At 68.5% G+C, this 19019-nt stretch carries 22 protein-coding genes and 3 pseudogenes; 15 read left to right on the top strand and 10 right to left on the bottom strand.

What is annotated here, in order from left to right:
* Positions 1–9: 9 nt before the first annotated feature.
* Genes C1N81_RS05300 through C1N81_RS05310 form a run of 3 tightly spaced genes read left to right on the top strand, consistent with a single transcriptional unit; the run spans position 10 to position 3040 of the window.
* Positions 10–1119, top strand: a complete 1110-nt coding sequence (locus tag C1N81_RS05300; RefSeq protein WP_394427277.1) for a bifunctional DNA primase/polymerase — start codon at positions 10–12, stop codon at positions 1117–1119.
* Complete coding sequence (locus C1N81_RS05305; protein WP_394427279.1) at positions 1116–2642, top strand: DNA primase family protein; 1527 nt, start codon at positions 1116–1118, stop codon at positions 2640–2642. Before C1N81_RS05300 ends, C1N81_RS05305 begins: the two co-directional genes overlap by 4 nt.
* A complete protein-coding gene (locus C1N81_RS05310; RefSeq protein WP_394427281.1) occupies positions 2639–3040 on the top strand; it encodes a DUF6009 family protein in 402 nt (133 codons plus the stop codon). Before C1N81_RS05305 ends, C1N81_RS05310 begins: the two co-directional genes overlap by 4 nt.
* Before the next feature lie 24 nt (positions 3041–3064).
* Here the strand turns inward: C1N81_RS05310 and C1N81_RS05315 are convergent, their stop codons facing one another.
* Complete coding sequence (locus C1N81_RS05315) at positions 3065–3562, bottom strand: hypothetical protein (RefSeq protein ID WP_394427283.1); 498 nt, start codon at positions 3560–3562, stop codon at positions 3065–3067.
* On the bottom strand, positions 3559–3960 hold the full coding sequence (locus C1N81_RS05320; protein WP_394427285.1) for a hypothetical protein: 402 nt from the start codon (positions 3958–3960) through the stop codon (positions 3559–3561). The genes C1N81_RS05315 and C1N81_RS05320 overlap by 4 nt, the downstream gene beginning before the upstream one ends.
* A gap of 644 nt (positions 3961–4604) precedes the next feature.
* Between C1N81_RS05320 and C1N81_RS05325 the strand changes: the two genes are divergently transcribed.
* From C1N81_RS05325 to C1N81_RS05340, 4 genes and pseudogenes are all read left to right on the top strand, one after another.
* Positions 4605–4814, top strand: coding sequence for a hypothetical protein (locus tag C1N81_RS05325; RefSeq protein ID WP_394427286.1), 210 nt, complete (start codon positions 4605–4607; stop codon positions 4812–4814).
* Entirely contained in the window at positions 4811–5713 is a 903-nt protein-coding gene (locus C1N81_RS05330; protein ID WP_394427288.1) for a sigma-70 family RNA polymerase sigma factor, read from the top strand. The genes C1N81_RS05325 and C1N81_RS05330 overlap by 4 nt, the downstream gene beginning before the upstream one ends.
* Positions 5697–6572: a hypothetical protein gene (locus C1N81_RS05335; protein WP_394427290.1), complete on the top strand. Its 876-nt coding sequence runs from the start codon at positions 5697–5699 to the stop codon at positions 6570–6572. Before C1N81_RS05330 ends, C1N81_RS05335 begins: the two co-directional genes overlap by 17 nt.
* Positions 6573–6594: 22 nt before the next feature.
* Positions 6595–7072 (top strand): annotated as a pseudogene (locus C1N81_RS05340) (GNAT family N-acetyltransferase).
* A gap of 92 nt (positions 7073–7164) precedes the next feature.
* On the opposite strand, the gene C1N81_RS05345 reads toward C1N81_RS05340, so the two are convergent.
* Both C1N81_RS05345 and C1N81_RS05350 read right to left on the bottom strand, forming a co-directional pair.
* The gene (locus C1N81_RS05345; RefSeq protein WP_394427293.1) at positions 7165–7401 is read right to left on the bottom strand and encodes a hypothetical protein; all 237 of its coding nucleotides are present in this window, start codon (positions 7399–7401) and stop codon (positions 7165–7167) included.
* A gap of 121 nt (positions 7402–7522) precedes the next feature.
* Positions 7523–7852, bottom strand: a complete 330-nt coding sequence (locus tag C1N81_RS05350) for a DinB/UmuC family translesion DNA polymerase (protein ID WP_394427296.1) — start codon at positions 7850–7852, stop codon at positions 7523–7525.
* Between the two features lie 186 nt (positions 7853–8038).
* Between C1N81_RS05350 and C1N81_RS05355 the strand changes: the two genes are divergently transcribed.
* Together C1N81_RS05355 and C1N81_RS05360 are read left to right on the top strand one after the other, a co-directional pair.
* Positions 8039–8209 carry a hypothetical protein gene (locus C1N81_RS05355; RefSeq protein ID WP_394427299.1) on the top strand — a complete coding sequence of 57 codons (171 nt, stop codon included), beginning with the start codon at positions 8039–8041 and terminating at the stop codon, positions 8207–8209.
* 117 nt (positions 8210–8326) lie between these two features.
* Entirely contained in the window at positions 8327–9178 is an 852-nt protein-coding gene (locus C1N81_RS05360) for an ATP-dependent DNA ligase (protein ID WP_394427302.1), read from the top strand.
* On the opposite strand, the pseudogene C1N81_RS05365 reads toward C1N81_RS05360, so the two are convergent.
* Positions 9175–10098 (bottom strand): annotated as a pseudogene (locus C1N81_RS05365) (Ku protein). The gene C1N81_RS05360 and the pseudogene C1N81_RS05365 sit on opposite strands and share 4 nt — an antisense overlap.
* Before the next feature lie 1180 nt (positions 10099–11278).
* Between C1N81_RS05365 and C1N81_RS05370 the strand changes: the two are divergent.
* Together C1N81_RS05370 and C1N81_RS05375 are read left to right on the top strand one after the other, a co-directional pair.
* Positions 11279–11982 (top strand): annotated as a pseudogene (locus tag C1N81_RS05370) (IS5 family transposase); the annotation flags it as partial.
* Between the two features lie 69 nt (positions 11983–12051).
* Positions 12052–12339, top strand: a complete 288-nt coding sequence (locus C1N81_RS05375; protein ID WP_394427456.1) for a transposase — start codon at positions 12052–12054, stop codon at positions 12337–12339.
* Between the two features lie 62 nt (positions 12340–12401).
* Here C1N81_RS05375 and C1N81_RS05380 read toward each other — a convergent pair whose 3' ends face one another.
* A complete protein-coding gene (locus C1N81_RS05380) occupies positions 12402–12851 on the bottom strand; it encodes a hypothetical protein (RefSeq protein WP_394427304.1) in 450 nt (149 codons plus the stop codon).
* A 1025-nt stretch (positions 12852–13876) separates the two neighbouring features.
* Between C1N81_RS05380 and C1N81_RS05385 the strand changes: the two genes are divergently transcribed.
* Both C1N81_RS05385 and C1N81_RS05390 read left to right on the top strand, forming a co-directional pair.
* Complete coding sequence (locus C1N81_RS05385; protein WP_394427307.1) at positions 13877–14164, top strand: DUF6247 family protein; 288 nt, start codon at positions 13877–13879, stop codon at positions 14162–14164.
* Positions 14161–14424 (top strand): hypothetical protein, encoded by a 264-nt coding sequence (locus C1N81_RS05390; RefSeq protein ID WP_394427310.1) that lies wholly within the window; start codon positions 14161–14163, stop codon positions 14422–14424. Before C1N81_RS05385 ends, C1N81_RS05390 begins: the two co-directional genes overlap by 4 nt.
* Positions 14425–14505: 81 nt before the next feature.
* On the opposite strand, the gene C1N81_RS05395 is transcribed toward C1N81_RS05390, so the two are convergent.
* Positions 14506–14874, bottom strand: coding sequence for a GNAT family N-acetyltransferase (locus tag C1N81_RS05395; RefSeq protein WP_394427312.1), 369 nt, complete (start codon positions 14872–14874; stop codon positions 14506–14508).
* Positions 14871–15581: a hypothetical protein gene (locus C1N81_RS05400; RefSeq protein ID WP_394427315.1), complete on the bottom strand. Its 711-nt coding sequence runs from the start codon at positions 15579–15581 to the stop codon at positions 14871–14873. Before C1N81_RS05400 ends, C1N81_RS05395 begins: the two co-directional genes overlap by 4 nt.
* A gap of 427 nt (positions 15582–16008) precedes the next feature.
* Between C1N81_RS05400 and C1N81_RS05405 the strand changes: the two genes are divergently transcribed.
* Together C1N81_RS05405 and C1N81_RS05410 are read left to right on the top strand one after the other, a co-directional pair.
* Positions 16009–16182 carry a hypothetical protein gene (locus C1N81_RS05405; protein WP_394427318.1) on the top strand — a complete coding sequence of 58 codons (174 nt, stop codon included), beginning with the start codon at positions 16009–16011 and terminating at the stop codon, positions 16180–16182.
* Positions 16183–16337: 155 nt separating this feature from the next.
* Positions 16338–17429: a pentapeptide repeat-containing protein gene (locus C1N81_RS05410; RefSeq protein WP_394427321.1), complete on the top strand. Its 1092-nt coding sequence runs from the start codon at positions 16338–16340 to the stop codon at positions 17427–17429.
* 93 nt (positions 17430–17522) lie between these two features.
* Here the strand turns inward: C1N81_RS05410 and C1N81_RS05415 are convergent, their stop codons facing one another.
* A complete protein-coding gene (locus C1N81_RS05415) occupies positions 17523–17912 on the bottom strand; it encodes a helix-turn-helix domain-containing protein (RefSeq protein ID WP_394427323.1) in 390 nt (129 codons plus the stop codon).
* Positions 17909–18490: a transcriptional regulator gene (locus C1N81_RS05420; protein ID WP_394427326.1), complete on the bottom strand. Its 582-nt coding sequence runs from the start codon at positions 18488–18490 to the stop codon at positions 17909–17911. Before C1N81_RS05420 ends, C1N81_RS05415 begins: the two co-directional genes overlap by 4 nt.
* Positions 18491–19019 lie beyond the last annotated feature (529 nt).

The following is a 19019-nucleotide window of genomic DNA, read 5'->3' on the forward strand; positions in this document are numbered from 1 at the left end:
GGGATGGGGATGCGTTCTGAGCTGCGGTTTTCACGCAGCGACTCACGGCAGGCTGCGGTCGAGTCCTCAGTCGCTGCGCCGCTCGCGCCGGGATCCATCGCGCACTGGTGCGCCCGGAGAGGCTGGCCGGTCCTCCCGCTGTCTCCCGGCCAGAAAACCCCTGCCGGTAACTGCGCGGACTGCCGAACGCATGCGCACGCTCCCGCCGAGTGCGCATGCCTGCCAGCCGGTCGCTGGTGCCACGGCTTCCACGCAGCGACTCTGGACCAAGAGAGGATCAGTCAGTGGTGGGCCGCCCACCCGGACTTCGGGACCGGGGTCTCCTGCGGCCCGGCAGGTCTGATCGTGATCGACATTGACGCCCACGTTGCCGAGCCGCCCGCCCGCGACCGGATCCTGCCCGGCATCCCCATCGGCGACCAGGTGGACCTGCACGGACTTGCGAACGGTTTCCACACCCTCGGCATCCTGGCCGCCCTGCGCGGCCAGCCGAGCCCCGACCAGGACACCACCACGCTGCGGGTACGCACCCCTTCGGGCGGCATGCACGTCTGGTACCGCTCGCCCCACCGCTGGCAGTCCTCCGTGGGCACCAGCCCTAACCGGGCGCTGGCCTGGCAGGTCGACATCCGCGCGCACGGCAGCTACATCATCGCCCCCGGCACCCGCGTCCCCACCGGCACCTACACCCCCGTCGGCACCGCCCGCGAGCCCGCACCGCTCCCGGCCTGGCTCGCCCAGGAACTCGAACGCACCGGGCACCTGCCCGCCCACATCCCCGCCCCGCGGCTGGTCCCGCCCCGGGCCCGGCAAGCCGTTGCGGCCGCCCGCAGCCACGACACCACGCCCGGCCTGCTCACCAGCATCCTCGCCCCGGTCCACGCCTGCGGCCAGGTCCCCGAGGGAGCCGGCTTCTCCGACATCCTCAACCGCGCCGCCTACACCCTGGGCGGCCTCATCGCCGCTGGCCGCCTCAAGCCAGGCGAAGCCGAACACCGCCTGAAGGACGCCGCGCTGACGGCCCGTCCCGGACAGGAACGACGCATCGACGCCACCATCCGCAGCGGACTGGCCGCCGGCACCACGCGGCCCCTCCACTCCAGCGGGAGGCAGCCGTGAGCACCCCCAGGCCCGACGCCCTCTTCGAGTTCGACCCCGAAGCCGTCGCCGCACAGATCCGCGCCCAGGGCGCCACTGCCGTCCCCGCCCCCGCCCGCCCCGGCGCTGCCCCTGCCGCGCTGGACGGCGCCACCGCGGACGGACTGCTCCCCGACACCCTCTCCGACCGCGGCAACGCCAAACTCTTCGTCCGCCTGTACGCCAACGACTACCGCCACGTCCCCGGCATCGGCTGGTACCGCTGGGACACCACCCGCTGGCAGATCGACGAAGACGACAGCGTCCAATGGGCCGCCGGCGACCTCGCCGAAACCATCGCCACCCACGACCCCCGCGGCCACTTCACCACCACAGCCCTCCAAAGCCACCGCCGCCGCGCCCTGTCCACCACCGGCATCAACGCCATGCTCACCCAGGCCAAATCCGCCCCCGGCATGGTCCTCAACGCCGCCCGCCTGGACGCCGACCCCTACGCCCTGTGCACCCCCGACGGCATCGTCGACCTGCGCACCGGACTGATCAAAACCCCCGACCCGAACAAGGACTTCCACTCCCGCTCCACCACCACCGGCCCCCAGCCACAGCCCACCCCCCGCTGGAACCGATTCCTGACCGACACCTTCGGCGACGACACCGAAGGCCAGGAAATGATCGACTACCTGCAGATCCTCCTCGGCTACTCCGTCACCGGCGACGTCGGCGGCCAGATCCTGCCCTTCCTCTTCGGCTCCGGCAAGAACGGCAAATCCGTCCTCCTGGACGTCCTCATGAAACTCCTCGGCGACTACGCCGACGCCGCCCCGCCCGGCTTCCTCATGGCCCGCCCCTACGAAGGCCACCCCACCGACCTCGCCGAACTCCACGGCCGCCGCGTCATCGTCTGCTCCGAAGTCAAACCCGGCGACAAGTTCGACGAAGCCCGCGTCAAACTCCTCATCGGCGGCGACCGCATCAAAGCCCGCCGCATGCGCCAGGACTTCTTCAGCTTCGAACCCACCCACAAACTCTGGCTGCTCGGCAACCACCGCCCCGAAGTCGGCACCGGCGGCTTCGCCTTCTGGCGCCGCATGCGCCTGATCCCCTTCGAACGCGTCGTCTCCGACGACCGCAAGATCGACAACCTCGCCGACATCCTCGCCACCGAAGAAGGCCCCGGCATCCTCGGCTGGCTCATCGACGGCGCCCGCCGCTACCTCGCCGGCGACCGCGACCTCACCGGCCCCCAACGCGTCCGCATCGCCACCTCCGCCTACGCCGAAACCGAAGACCACACCGGCCGCTTCTACGAGGAAACATGCGTCCTCGCCCCCGAACTGCGCGCCGAGCAGACCTCCCTCTACGCCACCTACAAGAGCTGGTGCCAAAATGAGGGCGCACCGGCCATGTCCTCACGAGCCTTCGCCGCCCGCACCCGCGAACTCGTCGGCCTGGCCTCGCCCAAGGAGATGATCCTGTCCAACCAGCGCAAGCACTACCCCGGCATCGGACTGCTCACTGACCAGGAAGGGGATCCCACCAAATGAGCTCCCTGATCACTGAGGACGAGATCAGCCACGAAACCGACCTGGTCTGGCTCGAGGACATCTCCGACCTCGACTACGTCCGCCAGAGCCTGGACCGGCTGCCCACCCGCAAAGCCAAACCCGCCTACCACCGCGACGGACGCATGATCGGCTACGCGGTCCTCGGCCCCACCGCCAAGGCTTCCCGCGCGTCTGGGACTTTTCGCCGCCGCGTCTTCTGGCTGCTTCCGCATGACCGCGACAGCCAGCCCGACGGGCTGTACGCCACCGGCGCCCCCGCCGAAGCCGTCGACCCCCGCAGCCTCGAACCCCGCATCAAGGGCTACAAGACTGAACGCTCCGAAGGCGGACCGCCCTCCACCGCCATGGAAGAACTCGGCATAACCCTCCCGCTGTAACCGAGGGCAGCGCTGCGAGCAGCTTCAGGGATCTGCGTGTTCGCATGTGTCTTGTTGGGCGTAGCCGCCGGGAACGCCTTGTCCTGCTCGGGTCCAGAACGGTTCGGAGTTGTTGATGTGACCTCCGGCCGTGTGCCAGGCGAGCCCCGGGTAGGTGCGGCGTAGGGCCTCGAGGGCGCTGGAGGCGAGGCCGTGCCGCTCATAGCCGGGTCGGGAGTAGGGCCACTCCACCCAGCCGAGCGAGCATGCCTGGCACACCGTGTACTCGACCTCGAAGGCCACGTCGCGCTGCAGGTAGGCGGCCCGGATGCGCCACCCGCTTCTCTCGAAGGCGCCGGCCGGCCGGTCCACCCACGGGAGCGGGGGAGCGGCATCCTGGTCGAAAAGGTAGGCATCAGGGGCAAGCAGTCGATGGAGATGATCCCGCCACGTCGGTGTCTTCGGCCACTCCCGCACCCAGTGCACCTGGTCAGTGGCCTGCACCAGGGCGCGGACCGTGGCCTGGTGCTGCACCCCGGTCACAAGCGTTCCAGTCCGAGCTTGGCGAGGCGGGAGCGGATGGCCCCGGGCTGCCGGCCAAGTTCACCAGCGAGAATCTCGTGGTCCTTCTGACCGGCCCGGTAGAGCGCGAGGAGCTTGTCGTCGTCGGCTGTGCTCCAGGGCTTGCCCATGTGCGGATAGCGGGCGCGCAGTTGGTCCGGATCCTCGTGCTGCTTGATGCCCGGGGCCTGTACAACCTCTACAGAGGTGATCGCCTCCAGGGGGAAGCGAACGCGCTCGGTGGCGCCGGTCCAGCAGAACAGTTGGCCGTCTGCGAACGTGATGCGGTCGGCCGGGATGGTGACGGCTCGGCGCCGACAGTCCTCGTCGTCGGGATCGGCGATGAAGTCGGTGAAGCTGATGCGGTAGGACACGCGCACGGCAGGTACCCCCTCGAGTACCAGAGTGCCGCACGGCGTGAACGCGCAACAGGTGGCCCAGCACGCAGCATCCGCCACCGTCGGCCGGGATGAGTATTTGCCTGAAAGATCACGCGGGGCACGGCTCGACGACGAGGGGCGCGATCCAGCCGGTTGCCGACGGGAAGAGCCCACGGCCCGGCGCGGGGCCGCCCGCCGATGCCTGACCCCTCGCCTACCTGGTGCTGAACGGCGCCGGGGTAGGGCCCGGCAAGGGACCGAAAGCACCCCGCGTTGCACGGGAGTGCCCCCTCGTGGCAAAGCGAGGGGGCGGGTATCCCGGACAGGGAAGCCTGCGGACAGGTCCGCAGCAGGACGCGAGGTCCTGTCGTCTATTTCGCTCAGCGCCCGGCACCGGATGCAACCGAAACCGGGAACTTCACCCGGTTGCCGGGCAACTGTGCTGGTGGGGCGTACTGCTGGAACTGGTGTGCCGTGGGGCGCGGTTTTTGTTCCCGGATCGGTGATTTCACGCCTGGGCGAGCAGCGCTGTATTCATGCTGGTGCGAGCCCTGACCCTGGACGCGGCAAACGTCCACAGGTGCACAACGCGCGGACAGTAGAAGCCTGTTGACAGCCCGTCAGATAAGGAACAAACCATCCTGATGTCCAGCAAGACCGTGGTGGCCGTGTCCGCGCTGATAGCGCTGACCGGCCTGTGTATCGCACTCACCGCACTCGGACAGACGACCGCGGCCGTGATCGCTCTCATCTCGTCCATCGGACTGTGCGTGCAGCAGATCCTGGCCGCCTACCACCCCAACTCCCGCCAGCCGCCCCCGCCCGCACCGACCGAGCAGGAGCCCGAGCGGTGAACCCCCCACCCGCGTCCCCCTCCGGCATCGGCAGGCCCGGACGCCGGCTCGGCCCCATCGCCCCCACAGCCGGGCCCACCCACCGCGCCTGGCTGCAGCAGGTCCGCGACGCCTACGAAGCCAGCGGAAAAACCCTCCTCGAGCTCGAACGGGCCACCACCTGGCCACGATCCAAGATCAGCGAACTGCTACGCGCCGCCGGCCGCTACCCCCGCTGGGAACCCATCCACGCCCTGCTCACCGCGCTGGGCTGGCCCAACAGCGCCATCCTGCAACTGCGCAACCTCTGGATCCGCGCAGCCCAGGAAGCCCGCAAACGCCCCGGCTGGATCAGCCGCTGCATCTCCACCAACGACCTGAGCCCGCCACCCCTGGAATACACCGTCTTCCAGGACCGCCAGCAGGGCCACTACCACGCCTACGCCGCCACCTTCCTGCGCCGCCCCGCCCAGGCCCGCCGCGCCGTCCAGGACGTCCTCAACCTCCTCCTCATCGTCTGGGACGAGGCCCTCGCCAGCGCCAACGCCCCCGCATTCACCTGGCAGATACTGCGCGGCACCGTCCTTGAACGCGCCCCCCACCACGACGGCCACCCCGCCCTGGACGAAACCGCCTACGCCAGCCAGGCCCTGCGCCTGCACAGCACCCACGCCGACCGCGTCCACCAGCTCAAAGAGACACTGCGCCTGTACGACGGCATCCGCCGCCTCCCACCCAAACAGCTCGACGTCATGGTTCTGCGCTTCATCCACGACCTGGACGAGGACACCGTTCAGGACCTCATGGGACTGTCCCTGCCAGACATCCGCTCAGCCGTCATGCACGCCCGCCGCACCCTCGCCGAGCACTTCCCCGACCCCTCCACCGAGGAAGGACACCTTGATGACCTCACTGATTGACGAGGTCCTTGCGCGCGCACGCCTGCGCGACGACGACTTCGCCTACCACTACCTGCCCACCCCCGCGCCCTCACCGGACCCGGACCCGGTGGCCGGCCCGCCCCCGGCCACCCCCGCCCCCGCCCCTGCCGACCCCGAGCGCCGCTCCCGCCGCGCAGTGGCAACCAGCGCCCGCCGCGACCTGACCACCCTGTGCGAAACCGCCATCACCCAGGCCGGCCTCGACCACCTCACCGCATTCCTCAACCCCAGCCTCGTCCCCGAACCCGACAGCGCCCGCACCCTCGGCTGTTACCTCCACCTCGGCCACGCCCACGACGGAGCCCGCTTCTGGTGGCAGTTCGCCGCCGGAGCCGGCGACCATACCGCCGCCTACTGCCTCTACCTCCAACACCTATCCATGGAAGAAACCGCCCCCGCCGCCTGGTGGCAAGCCCAGACCCCCAGCGCAGCCCCGCGCGAGGCCCCCCCTACGCCCACACCTGACGACACCAGCCTGCCCACCACCCTGCGCATCCTGCGCCAGCTCAAACTCCACCGCTCCCGCCACACCCCGCCCCCACCCCCGCTCGAACAGGACACCATCGACTACATCACCCACGCGGTGTCCTACGTCGACGACGACCTCGAACTGCCCCTGCCCGAAACCACCTTCACCTCCCACATCCACGCCCTCAGCTGCCGCCACACCCGGCTCACACGCCCGACCACACCGCCGCCCGACCGCACCGCCACCCCCCTGCCCTTGAGGCCGCAAGGTAAATCCGCCATCCGCACCGCCACCCAACACAGCACTGACAGTGTGATCGAACGCCCACGCGCTGACCTCGCCACCGCAGCGCAGCGATGGTTCGGTTGAAACCCGCGCGGCAGGCTGTCCAATGACCGGTGACGTTGCTCTCGACGGTGTGCTGACCCAGCTCGTCCCGACCACCGAGGACGACCTCGAGTTGCTGGCGTCATGGTTCGCCGATCCCGACTTCGTGGAGAACTGGGGCGGGATGCCCCTGTCCAGCCAGCAGGTCGCCGAGAAGTACCTGGGGCGGCGCCGCCCGCACGTGGGGTCCTACCTGGTGCTCGCACACGGCACGGCGGTGGGCTACGCCCAGTACTGGCACGCAAATGCGACCGAGGGTGGCATCGACATGGTGCTCACCCCTGACGCACAGGGACAGGGCCTGGGATCTGACGCGGCTCATGCACTGGTCACGTACCTGTGCTCGGAGCGGGGATGGCGGCGCGTGACCGTTGATCCCGTGGCGAGCAACCTGCGGGCTGTCCGGGCATGGGAGAAAACCGGCTTCCCCCCTGGCGCGAGAAGGGCGCCACCTGCTCATGGAATGTCGCCCGACAGGGTAGCCCGGGCCGTTCGGGACGGAAGAGGCCCGCGACGCAGACCGAGGCTTTAGACGGATGCCTTCGCGGCCGCAGACCGGATCCGTACCTGGCGTCTATGACCCGGCGCCGGCCCGGGCGACCAGCACGACGCTGTCACTGCCCACTGAGGGGAGGCGGCGTGCCTTCAGGAGCCAGTCCGGCGGCTCGGGCCGCGTCACCAGGCCGCAGGCACGCTCTGCGCGGCGCCGCTGTTCGTCCTCGATCGAGCGCTGCATCCGTGCCCGTTCCTGGGCACGCTGGAGGAAGGTCAGCTGCGCGAGCCGGTCGAGTGGGAGCTGCTCCGAGCTCACGACCGTCAGGCCGCCCGGTGCAGCAGGGCAGCCGGGGCCACCGAGCAGCGGCCGAAGCGGGCGGTGGAACGGTCGACGGCATGTTAGGTGCGCAGACGCATCTCGCGGGCGCGGTCAAAGGTCATCTGCGTAGACGCTTCTCGAGCGCCTCGCAGGTCTTCAGCCGGAGGAGCACCCCGGTGAGGCGGCCACGCTGGAGACCCGCGCGGTCCATGAGCCGGTAGGCGGGTGTGCGCAGGTCCTCATCGTGGGCAGAGGCCTCGGGCAGCCGCAAAGTCTTCGCCCAGCGGGCACCGGCGGCGAAGTCGAGCTGCAAGGTGAGGCCGCGCGCCACCTGATTCCGGCTGCGCAGGGCGGCGGCCAGCTGGACGACCCAGTTCAGTAGGCGGGCGCGGCCGGCGGTGCCGTCGAGCTCCTGGCGCTCGAAGCGGTGGCGCACCGCGGCCGACATCGGGAGCACCCTCGGGGTGTCGGGACAGGGGCGAGGACCCGGGCGCGGTCATGGGCGAGGCGTCCGGCCGGCCCGCCCAGCCCCCGCTGGATGGTGGCGAGGGGGAGCGCGGCGAGCATGCCGGCGGTGCGGATGCCGTAGTCGGTGAGCGCCGTGGCCTGGACGAGATCGATACCCATGCAGCGCGTGCACAGGCAGCAGGGCGAGCCCGATCCGCAGGTCGACCGAGAGCCGGGCCAGGGCACGGACCCGGACCCGCTCGGCGAGCCGCAGCGCGGGTACCCCGTGATAGCGCAGCGCCCCGCGCAGTTCGACCACGGCGGCGTCAGTCGTGATCTTCACCCTGCCACCTCCTAGCCCTGGACATTACCGAACATGTATTCGAACATGCCATATGAGCAGGAACCACGTGACGGAGCAGCACCGCGCGCGGTTGGGCACGGCGGGGGAGAGGCTGAGCGAATGGAGTATCCGGTGCAGGTAGCGCTGGCCCAGCAGGTTCCCTCCCTGCCCGAAGGCCCGGACTGGTGGTACGAGCCCAAACTGGACGGGGACCGGGCCGTCATCTGGCGGCGCGAGACGGTGCGGATCCAGTCCCGCTCCGGCCGCGACACGACCGCCCAGTGGATCGATCTCGCCACGGCCGCCATGGACCTGCCGACCAACACGGTGCTGGATGGCGAGGCGGTGATCTGGCGTGAGGGCCGGACCAGTTTCGGAGCTGTGCGCTCACGCGCTTCGGCTCGTGGCCGCCGGCTCGCCGACCTCGTCGCCCGCCACCCCGCTTCCTACGCGGCGTTCGACTGCCTCGTACTCGAGGGCCGTGACCTTCGTGGACGCCCCTACACGGAGCGACGCGCGGCCCTGCTGGAGGTGCTGGAGCCGCTGGGGCCTCCCCTGCAGGCGGTCCCGAGCAGCGACGACGTCGACGTCGCCCGTACCTGGTTCGAGGTCCTGCCCGAGCAGGGAGTCGAGGGGATCGTGGCCAAACGCGCCGGGAGTCTGTACCGGCCGGACCGCTCCGCCTGGCGCAAGATCAGACACTCCGAAGTCACCGACGCAGAGATCATCGGTTACACCGGGACTCCTTCCCACCCGCGGCAAGCGGTGGTCAGGCTGCCCGACGGCCGCGCCGCGGTGACCCAGGCACTCCCCGCGCCCCTGGCTGCCCAGGTGGCGCCGTACCTGCTCGTGGGCGGCTTCGGCGGGCCCGCACGCACCGATGCGGGGGAGGCCTACGCGGCCGTCACAGACGGCCCGGTCGCCGAGGTCGCCTCCGGCACCACGCGGCATGCGGCCGTGACGCTGATCCGCCTCCGCGGCTAAGCGGACTTACGGGTCTTTTTCGCGGTCGCTTTCTTCGCAGCGGTTTTCTTCGTGTTCGTCTTCTTCGCTGCGGTCTTCTTCGCGGACGCCTTCTTCGGCATCTCGTGCACCGTGGCGTCGCCGCCGTCGCCGCGAGACTTGCGCGCCTGTGCCACCGACTGTTCGAGCGCGGCTATCAGGTCAACGACCCGTGCTATGGGTGCTTCGGCCTCTTCTGCCTTGGGCGGCCGCCTCCCGGCGGCCTTCGCGCAGATGACGTCCTCAAGGGCGGCGGTGTAGCGGTCGCTGGCCCACTCCGCGTCCTCGATGGGTTCCTGGCGCGTCATCGACTCGATGAGCAGCAGAGCCTCCTCGATCTCGGAGTCGGCCAGATCGACGGGCTCGGGTGCCAGCTCGCTGGGCGAGCGCACCTCGTCCGGCTACTTCAGGGCGTGCAGCGCGATCACGGAGTCCTTGACCCGCAGCAGGCCGAGGCGCTCGCGGCCGTGCCAGGCGAACTTGGCGATGGCGGCCCGCTCGTTGCGCTCCAGCGCCCTGCGCAGCAGCTCGTAGGGCTTGGCGGCAATCTGGCCTTCGGTCTCCAGGTAGTAGCCCTCGCCGATCTGGATCGGGTCGATGGACTCGTACGGCACGAACGCAACGATCTCGATCGCCTTCGCGGTGGGCAACGGGATCTCGCGCAGCTCCTCGTCCGAGACCGGCACCACCTGGTCCTTGCTGAGCTCGTAGCCCTTGCCGATCTCGTCCTGGGTGACCTCACGGTCCTCCAGCTCGCACACCTTACGGGTGCGGACCCGGCCCAGGTCCTCCAGGTGGTACTGGTGGAAGCGGATGCTGTGGTCCTCGGTGGCCGTCACCACCCGGATCGGGATGGTGACGAGACCGAACGAGATGGCGCCGGTCCACACGGGGCGGGGCATGACGAACCTCCACGTGGTCAGCCCCGAGAACGCGAGAGGAGCAGGCTAAGACGGCCCAGACGTCAAGGCGAGTCATTGTTCCAGCGGATGTCCCTTCACCTGTGCCGGTGCAGTCGGGGCGCGCCCTCGTGCGTTCTCTATGGACGGGCCGGGCCCTCTGACTGCTGGTGCCGGGCGCGATGACTGCGCCCGAAGCGTCTGCCGGTGCGCGCCTAGGGGCGCTATCGTGCGACGTTGACGGATCACGAAGGTTTGGGGGTAGAACTTGATCACCCTTGCCCGCAGCGACGGCAAACAGCCTGCGCCCGGACGCATCCAGGTGCTGAGCTTGCTGCTTGCTCTCTCGGTGGCGGCGTGTACACCGGCGGGCACTGCATCGAAGGGGCCCGACGAGGCCGGACCGAAGTCATCGACACCCACCAGCCGTGCAGGAACGTCATGCAGTCGGCAGCTCAGATCGGGGAAACTGCCGGAGTGGACCGAGGACCGTTTCGGCCCCCGGAGCATGCCGCAATACCTGCTCGGTGAGCACAATCAGATAGTTGCGGCGCTGTTCGGATACCCGTACCACGCTCCCTCCGGTGGCGCCAAGGCCAACAAGATCCGATGGGTGCCCCGTGACGACTCTCCAGGCAGCGCCCAACTGACCATCAGGGCCACCCTCGACAGCACGGCCGCGCGGGTCACTCGCGTCGTATCGCTCGGCTCCTCCGTGGTGGACCTTCCTCAGGCCGGTTGCTGGCGCCTTTCTTTGTCGTGGCCGGGACACTCGGATCGCGTCTACCTCGCGTACCAGCCCCGGTCCTAGGGGGTGTTTGACAAATGATCACCGAGCGTGTGCGTGTTCGGTCCAATTGCCTTGCCGTCCTGACGCCGACCAGTGATTCTGGGCAGGTGCCAGGGCAGGGGAAAAGAAGGCGGCGGCAAGAGGACGCGAGGCAGCGGCTTGCTGCTCGCCCCGCGCCGGACGCGGGACAGTGGGAAGTGGTCGTTGAGACTCCGGACCGGGCGGAGATGCGTACGAGGTTGCGCCGTCTTCGGGAGACCGGAGTCAGCCGGGAGATGATCCGAATCGACACGCTGTGCGGGCGCCTGGGGCTGCCGACCACCTACCGTCTGAGCCGTTTCGTGACGGACCCCGTGCGTGAGTCCGAGCACGGGCACTCTGATCATTGATCTTGTGGCTGGTCGAGGTGAGTTGACGGATGCGGCGTGGGAACGAATAGAGCCCCTGCTGCCGCGGGTGGATGGGCGTGGTCGTCCTTGGCGTGATCGCCGGCAGGTGGTCAACGGGGTGCTGTGGCGGCTGCGGACCGGGGCACCGTGGCGCGATCTGCCCGAGCGGTATGGACCCTGGCAGACCGTCTACGAGCGGTTCGCCCGCTGGGAAGCGAATGAGACCTGGGCGAAGCTGCTGGAATATGTCCAGGTCCGCGACGACGCGGTGGGCCGGGTGGAGTGGACCGTCGCAGTCGACTCCACGGTCAACCGTGCCCATCAGCACTCCGCCGGCGCTCGCAAAAAGGGGCCGCAGACGAGGACGAACTGGAAGATCCGGGCCGCTCGCAGACGCACCAGGCTCTCGGCCGGTCCCGAGGCGGGCTGACCACCAAGGTCCACCTCGCCGTCGACGGACGTGGCCTGCCCCTGTCCATCGTGCTCACGCCCGGGAACGTCAACGACGCCACCGCCTTCGGTCAGGTCCTCGACGGGATCCGCGTTCCGAGAGTGGGCACTGGCCGCCCGCGCAGAACACCGACCCGAGTCCTGGGCGACAAGGCCTACTCCAGCCGGGCGATCCGGCGCCTGCTGTGGCGCCGCGGCATCGCCGTCATGATCCCCGAGCGTCTCGATCGAGCGGCCAACCGCCGGCGCGACGGACGCAAGAGCTGCTCCTGGCACGACTACCGGGACCTGCTGATCGCCGCCCACCAGCAGCTTGGCGGCCCTATCGTGCTCGTCTGGGACAACCTGAACGTCCACAAAGCCGCCGGCCTGCGGGAGTTCGCCGCCTCCCGGGACTGGCTGACGATCTACTATCTGCCACCCTACGCACCCGACCTCAACCCCGTCGAAGGGATCTGGTCCCTCCTGCGACGCGGCTGGCTCTCCAACGTCGCCTTCAGCACCCCCGAACACCTCGTCCAGCGCATTCGACGCGGCTTACGGCACATCCAGTACCGCAGCGACCTCATAGACGGCTGCCTCGCAGAGACGGGCCTGACCATCCGACCCAGATGAGCAACGACACGACGGTCCTGTCCATCTGAACGACCAAGATGGGCCACTGGCCACCCGCCTGATCAGCGCAGGCGCGAAAGTCGCAACAGGGCCTCTTTGCGGACCTCTGGGTCTGAATCCGACGTCAACGTTCGCAGTTGCGTGATCAGCTCGAAGCCACCCTCTCCGGTCGCCCAGCGTGGGTCACAGTCGAGTTCCGCAGCGAGCTGATCAGCCGTCCCTTCGTCAGACGCCACCGCACGGGCCGCGAGCACGGCACGCAGGCCGGCCAGATCCCTCCGAGCCAACAGAGCCGCAGCAGTCTCGGAGGTCACTCCGGTGTCCTGAGCATCCAGGAGGAGACGGTGCAGGACACCGGCAACGCTCTCGATCCGAGGCGCCGCCGCCAGCCGTCGCCCTGCAGCTGCCCTGACGCGCCAGGCCGGAGAGTCGGCTTCGGCAATCGAGTGGCGAAGCTCTTGCTCTGTGAAGTCTTCCACGGCACCAGACTCCCAGCCGGACATCTCGATCAAGCTTCGTTGTGACCGCACCGCAGCAGTCAATCTTCGGCGAGAACGCTCCTCCGCCTTCTCGCGACAGGGCAACGACACCACGAGTTCAACCTCAGTAGCCAGCGTCAACCCTTCCGCCGTAGTGGAGGCGGATCCCGCCGGGAACTGCGCGGGGGTTCACACATGCTGTGGGGAGGAGGGCAGCAGATGCGGCCCCTTCCCACCAGGAAATTCAGCGGAACGTCTCCCACCACAGAATCAACACCGAGACGGCGCCACTGCCCGCTTTGTAGGCGACGCCCTGCAGAAAGTGGTGATGAAGACTGTCTTCGCCGACTCCGCTCCATCTACGCAGGTAAGTGCGCGTGGACGAAAGCCATCTGGCTGCCGGTCGTGGATGTTTATTTTGTGGATTCACGGTAGGCTCCATGTCGGTGTAGTTGCGTTCTTTGCGTTGCGGCACCACGTGAAGGAGCCCTCCCAACTCAGTGGCCTGGAAACCCGTTGGGAAGCAGGGCTCCTTTCTCGTTCTTCGATTCTATAGAGACGCGGCCACGGCGTTGTAACTCACGTCCGGTGCACAGCGCTTGACGAGGTATCGGGTCGCCTACAAGCCCCCCTTCTCCATACGTCGTGCACCCCTGTAGACCACAAAGATGCACGTCAGAATTCAAATCGAGTGACGCTCGTCACTTTTCTCGGCAAGCACAGCGCTTACGCCTCAATGCTGCGTTCCCAGCTGGTGAACGTACTGTCGTATGCCTTGCTTCTCCTCTGTCCCGCTTCAGGCCAGTCAGGGTTAGTGAGCATCAGTGAGGATGAGTGAGACTGGCCGAGATAACACGAGGTTGGCCGAGGAACTGAAGGGCCGGATTTTGCCGCCCTCAAGGCGCTCCCGACGGTTCGGCGCCGCTCCGGATAAGCCGCACCACCGGAGCGATCCACCAGGGCGATGGACGGGCCCGAAGGCACAGAACCTGTCCGGACCCATGCATGCGGCCTGCTCGCGCGCGTACGGTGAGAGGGAGACCTGCCGGGAGGACACGATGAGCGCGCAACCCCACTACGCCCCCGCGCCAGGGGCGCCGGCCGAACTCCTTGCCCAGCTGCGCGCCGACCAGCGCGCGAACACGTGGGTGCCGGCGTTCGAGCGCGCGTACGCGGCCGCCCTCGAGGAATCCCGGCGCACCTTCTCCCTGACCGCCCTGTATGAGGTCGTGCAGGAATGGCAGGGCCGCATCGCCGCCGCCCCGGCCGTCGACGCGTTCGTCGCCTCCGGCTACGACGACAGCGACTTCGTCGACGCGACGGCGCTCCGCGGCAGGCGCGGGTGAGCAACTCGCAGCCGTACGCGGTCCGTTTCTCCGCCGCGGCCGCCAAGGTCCTGGACTCTCTGCCCGAGCATGCCGAGGACACCGTCTGGGACGTCCTGGACGCCGCCGCGGCCGATCCGTGGGGCTTTCGGCAGTGGAACACCGAGGATCCCGACGGTGAGGACGTGCGCCACGCCTCCGTCGGCGAGCTCTCCCTCACCTACTGGATCAACCGGCCGCTGCGCCGCCTGTCCGTGCTGACCATCACGTGGCTCGGCTAGCACGGCGGGCGCTCCCGAGTGCTGGCGCCGCTAGCTGCCTGTGCTGGCTGTACGTGCAGCCAGGGTGCGAATGGGGCAGGGTCAGGAGCTGATCTCCGGTCGCGCCGTGTCCTCGCTGGTGGCGGGTACGGCCTGGTCGTCGTTGCAGCAGTTGCCGGTGCAGGCCGGGTCGGCGGTGGCGGTCACGGAGTTGCGCGGTACGCGGACCATGCCTTCCGCGGAGCCGCAGAACACGCCATGCCACGTGTTGGTGATGAAGCCGAAGCGGCGGTAGAAGTCCTGCAGCCGGTCCAGGTCCGCGCCGAGCGCGTCGGACGGGCTGAGGGTCATGCCTACGCCGCGCTGGTCGGCGGCCAACACGAGGTGCTGCATGACGCGTGTGCCCAGTCCGGTGCCGCGCTGGTCCGCCGGGATGATCATCAGGTACAGCAGGAGAAACTCACCGCTCATCGAGAGGCTGAGGTGTACCCCTGGGTAGGCGGCCCGTACTTCGTCGGCCAGGGCAGCTGCCACGCCTTCTGCTCCCCCCGGTCGGGGACCGCTTGATCAAGATTGTCGATGATCTGCTGACGCCAGGCTTCGTAGCAGGCGGGTGCCGTGTTGGGCGGGGGCAGGGAAGGCCCGGTGCTGTGCGCGGATGGTACGCGGACCGGGGCCGCGGTCCGCGCGTCGGCGGCGAAGGTGTCAGCCGACTGCGGTGGCAGGAGGCCACCCAAGGAAGCCGCGGGCTCTGCGCCGCCGACGTTGCCGACAGCGCGAAGGCCGTCGCTGCCCCACAGCGCGGAGCCGAGGAAGTACAACGCGATGGTTCCCGGGAAGATGAACATGCCCCAGCCGAGAAACAGCGTGAAGACGTTCGCGTCGCTGCGCAGGGAGCTGTAGGCGACGCCCTGCAGGGTCGTGTATGCCCACGGGAACCAGGCGGAGCGTAGGAGCTGTGGCTCCGTGTACCGGCCGCTGCCCGGGCGCCAGGTCAGCAGCGGGACGGCCGCGAAGCCGACGCCGGCCAGGCAGTACATGGAGGCGAAGAAGCTGTTGGGGATGAAGCGGTGGCCGTTGGTGATCCCGAGGTAGGCGACCCCGGGGAGATAGAGCACCGCCGCGAGGCCGAAGCCGAGCACCTCTGGGCGCCGCCGTCGAACGGAGTCTGCCGTCACGTTCCCCCCGTTCCTGCCAGTCGCTGTCCCGGGGCACCGTACCGGCTGCGGGAAGCGGAGCTGAGCCAACTTCCCGCAAGCGGCCGTCTGCAACAGCGCCTTCCTGGCCATGGTGCATAGCGAACCGGGCGTGTGTTCGCACTCGCCTCGTATGTCTCCGGTGCCGCACAGGGGGCGACCCCCACCGCCTTCGAGCTCGCCTGGCGGCTGGCCGCCATTCCACCCCCCAGTATCCGGACTGATCAGCGACGTAGGCGCTGCGGCGGGCTAGTTGGAGGGGGTTGCGCGGCTTGCCCCGGCGTCAGCGACTCTGAGCCGCGCCGGCGAGGGCATGACGTCGGCACGCCAAGAGCCATAGGGGCGGCATCTTCCCGCCGCCCGAAAACGCACGCTGTCGTCCCGGCCGTGCCGAACTCGAGGGGAACCCATGTCCACGCTCGCTCTGCTTGTCCTGCTGCTCCTGGTCGCCGTCGTGACGCTGGTCGCGGGCGCCGCCGCCTACCTCGTCCGCCGCCACCCATCATGGGCCCAGCCGCTCACCGCCGCGTTCGGCGCCGTGACCGTCATGGCCGCGCTGGTCGGCGTCATCCTCGCTCGGTGAACCGGGCAGGCTTGCCCGGGGGTGGCCACGCGACAGCTGCACCAGGCGCGAAGGCGAGCGCGTTCACCAGAGCACCGACAGCGGCACTGTGTTCTAGTTGCTCGGTGACCTCAAGGCCGTTACGCAAGTTCCGAGTTGGGCGTTCCGGACCACGCATGTGGCATGTCTGGATTGTCCTTCCCCTGATCTTCTTCGTCGCCATCAGCGTCGCTGGCGGAGCCTTCTACGCAGGGTGGGACATCATCGGCGCCCGCACCGTGAAGTCTGAGACCACCATCGACTCCAAGACCCTCTTCGAGCTGGTGAAACTCTCCTTCGGAGTCGTTGCCGGCGCTGGCGCCCTTGTCGCTCTGGTTGTCGCCTACCGGCGTCAGCGTGTCGATGAGGACGCCGCAACACGCGATGCGACGCGCCTTCACACGGAGCGATTCGGGAGTGCGGTAGGGCAACTCGGGGACAGCTCGGCTGCGGTACGTCTGGGCGGCGTCCACGCGCTGAGCGCTCTCGCAGACGACGCGCCCACAATTCCTCTGCGGCAGACATGCGTTGACGTTCTGTGCGCCTACCTCCGCATGCCTGACCAATCCTCTGAAGGAACGGCTGAGCGACAGGTGCGCGACACCATCCTGGACCAGATTCGCAGCCATTTACGCAGCCCGCTCGACTACCTGACCGCCTCGGCCAGCAGCTGGCACGGTCTCTACTTCAACCTCAAGGGCGCGACGCTTCACAACCCATCCCTCAGCGGGATCGATCTGGATAACGGCACCGTCTTCGACTTCGAGAACGCAGTCTTCCCCGATGGAGCCGACTTTGAGCACATCACGCTGCGAGAGCTCTCAGCATTGGATTTCACCAGCGCCCGCTTTTCCGGCGGCATGCTCGACTTTCGAGGCGCTTCCCTGGCTGACGCCTCTATGTCGTTCCGGGAGGCCGACTTCGGCGGATCTTACGCTGTCTTTGATGGCGATTTGGACGACGGTGGCGTCGTGACCTTTGAGACGGCCGCGTTCACCGATGGCCAGGTTCACATCCGCTTCCCTAGCGAGGACCGTCATGGGCGCGTGGCCGGACGCGTCAACCTGAAGGACGTGCTCCTCGACGGGGGGCAAATCACTCTCGAGGCAGACACCGTCCAGATTACTCGCGGACTCTTCGAGCCGTTGCCCGTCGGACTGAGCATCGCCGAGCCTCCCGACTTTTCCAACCTTATGCAAGTTATGCCCGATCCGCCTCAGTCGCCGTAGAGCAGCACACGGGGCGGCGCCCCCGAACCCCACGGTCCGGGGGCGCCGCCCCGTGTGGCTGGTAACCCACCGTTCGGGGCCACCGGCCCCAGATCAGTCGGTGTAGGGGGAGGCGGTCGGCAGGGCGGTGACCGTGGCCAGCGGCTGTTCCTGTTCGGCCGGGTCGTGCTCGGCTGCAGCGAGGGAGAGGACCTTGGGGCCGACGCGGTAGAAGGAGACGTTCCCGATTCGGTACGCGGTCTTGAGCCAGCCGGCCTCGCGCAGGCGCTTGACGCTCTTGGAGACGCTCGGCCCGGTCAGCTTCAGGGCCGCGGCGACGTCCTTCGCGGGCACCCGCACGATCTGCCCGAGCGGGGCCGCGGTCATGTAGAACGACAGGACGCGGAAGTCGGCGCCCTGGGCGCCGGCCGTACGCAGCAGGACCTCGTGCAGCAGCCCGGCCGTCAGCTCAGGGTGACCCTGGTCGTGCGCGGGAGTGCTCACGCTGTCCTCCTTCGAGTGCGCGGCGCGCCGGCCGCTGTCTTCGTCTCTGCCTTCTCTGCCCGTGTTCCCGAGGCAGGCACCATCGGATGCCGTGCGGTCTTGGTCGCCTCGAGTTGGTCGACGGCCGAGCCGTCGTAGGCGGCCCGGGGGTTCACCCGGTAGAAGTTCATTCTGCCTACCGTCTCGGCCTTCAGCAGCAGACCGCCCTGGTTCAGCTTGGTGATCGACTTCCCGACCGTCTGCGGACGGATCCCCAGCTCGGTGCCGATCTCCTTCGACGTCATCCGCAGAGGATCATCGCCCTCGGGCGAGTGCGCGATGAAGAACGCGTACACGTCACGGTCGTTCTGGTCGTATCCCGAGCCCTTCTGCCAGACCAGGGCCATCAGTTCCTTGCCGACGTTCGCGTGCCGCCCCGGATAGGGACGCCAGTCGAACCGCGCCCTCTTCTTCGGCCGCCTCGGGGCCAGCGGCTCTTCCTCACCCATGATCGTGAGCTGGAAGACCTCGCCGGTCTCCTCGTCCACGGCGAGCTGCTTGCGCGGCTCACCGCCCGCGTAGCCCATGCTCTCGTCCACCTTTGCCTATAGGCAACAGAGACGTCATGACGGTACCCAGCAGTTGCCCAGAGGCAAAGCATCCTGGCCGCGAACCGCCTGTGTGTCCCGCTGTGACTGTTGCCTATAGGCAATAGCAGTGGCTGTTTCCGCCATCGCAATGACGCTTTTCGCCATTGCAAAACCGTCTGACCTGCAGGGATCCTCAGCCCCTCTGTACGCTCACATAACACCGTTCCCGGCTGTCCCGTGGTCCCGGGGATGGCTGAGGCGGCTTCGCGCGCGGCTTTCGTCGAAGACCGCGGGTCGTGGGCGGCACCAGCGGCTCTGAGTCTCGGGCGGTGCAGGCCGTGACGGACAAGCATCAGCAGGCGTGGCTGAGGCGGGCGGGTGGCTCCGCTGTCCGGCCCTGGGGGCCGACCAGCTCACCTACCTCCGCCCGCCGTCCTGACAGTTGCCCGTATCGGGGGTTCCGTTCGTCGGCTGAGGTCGCGGGCCGGTGTCGAGGCAGGTCCGTAGCGGTGTGAGGTTCCTGGGTGTGCCTTGGCTG

The organism is Streptomyces sp. SGAir0957, from assembly GCF_043523415.1.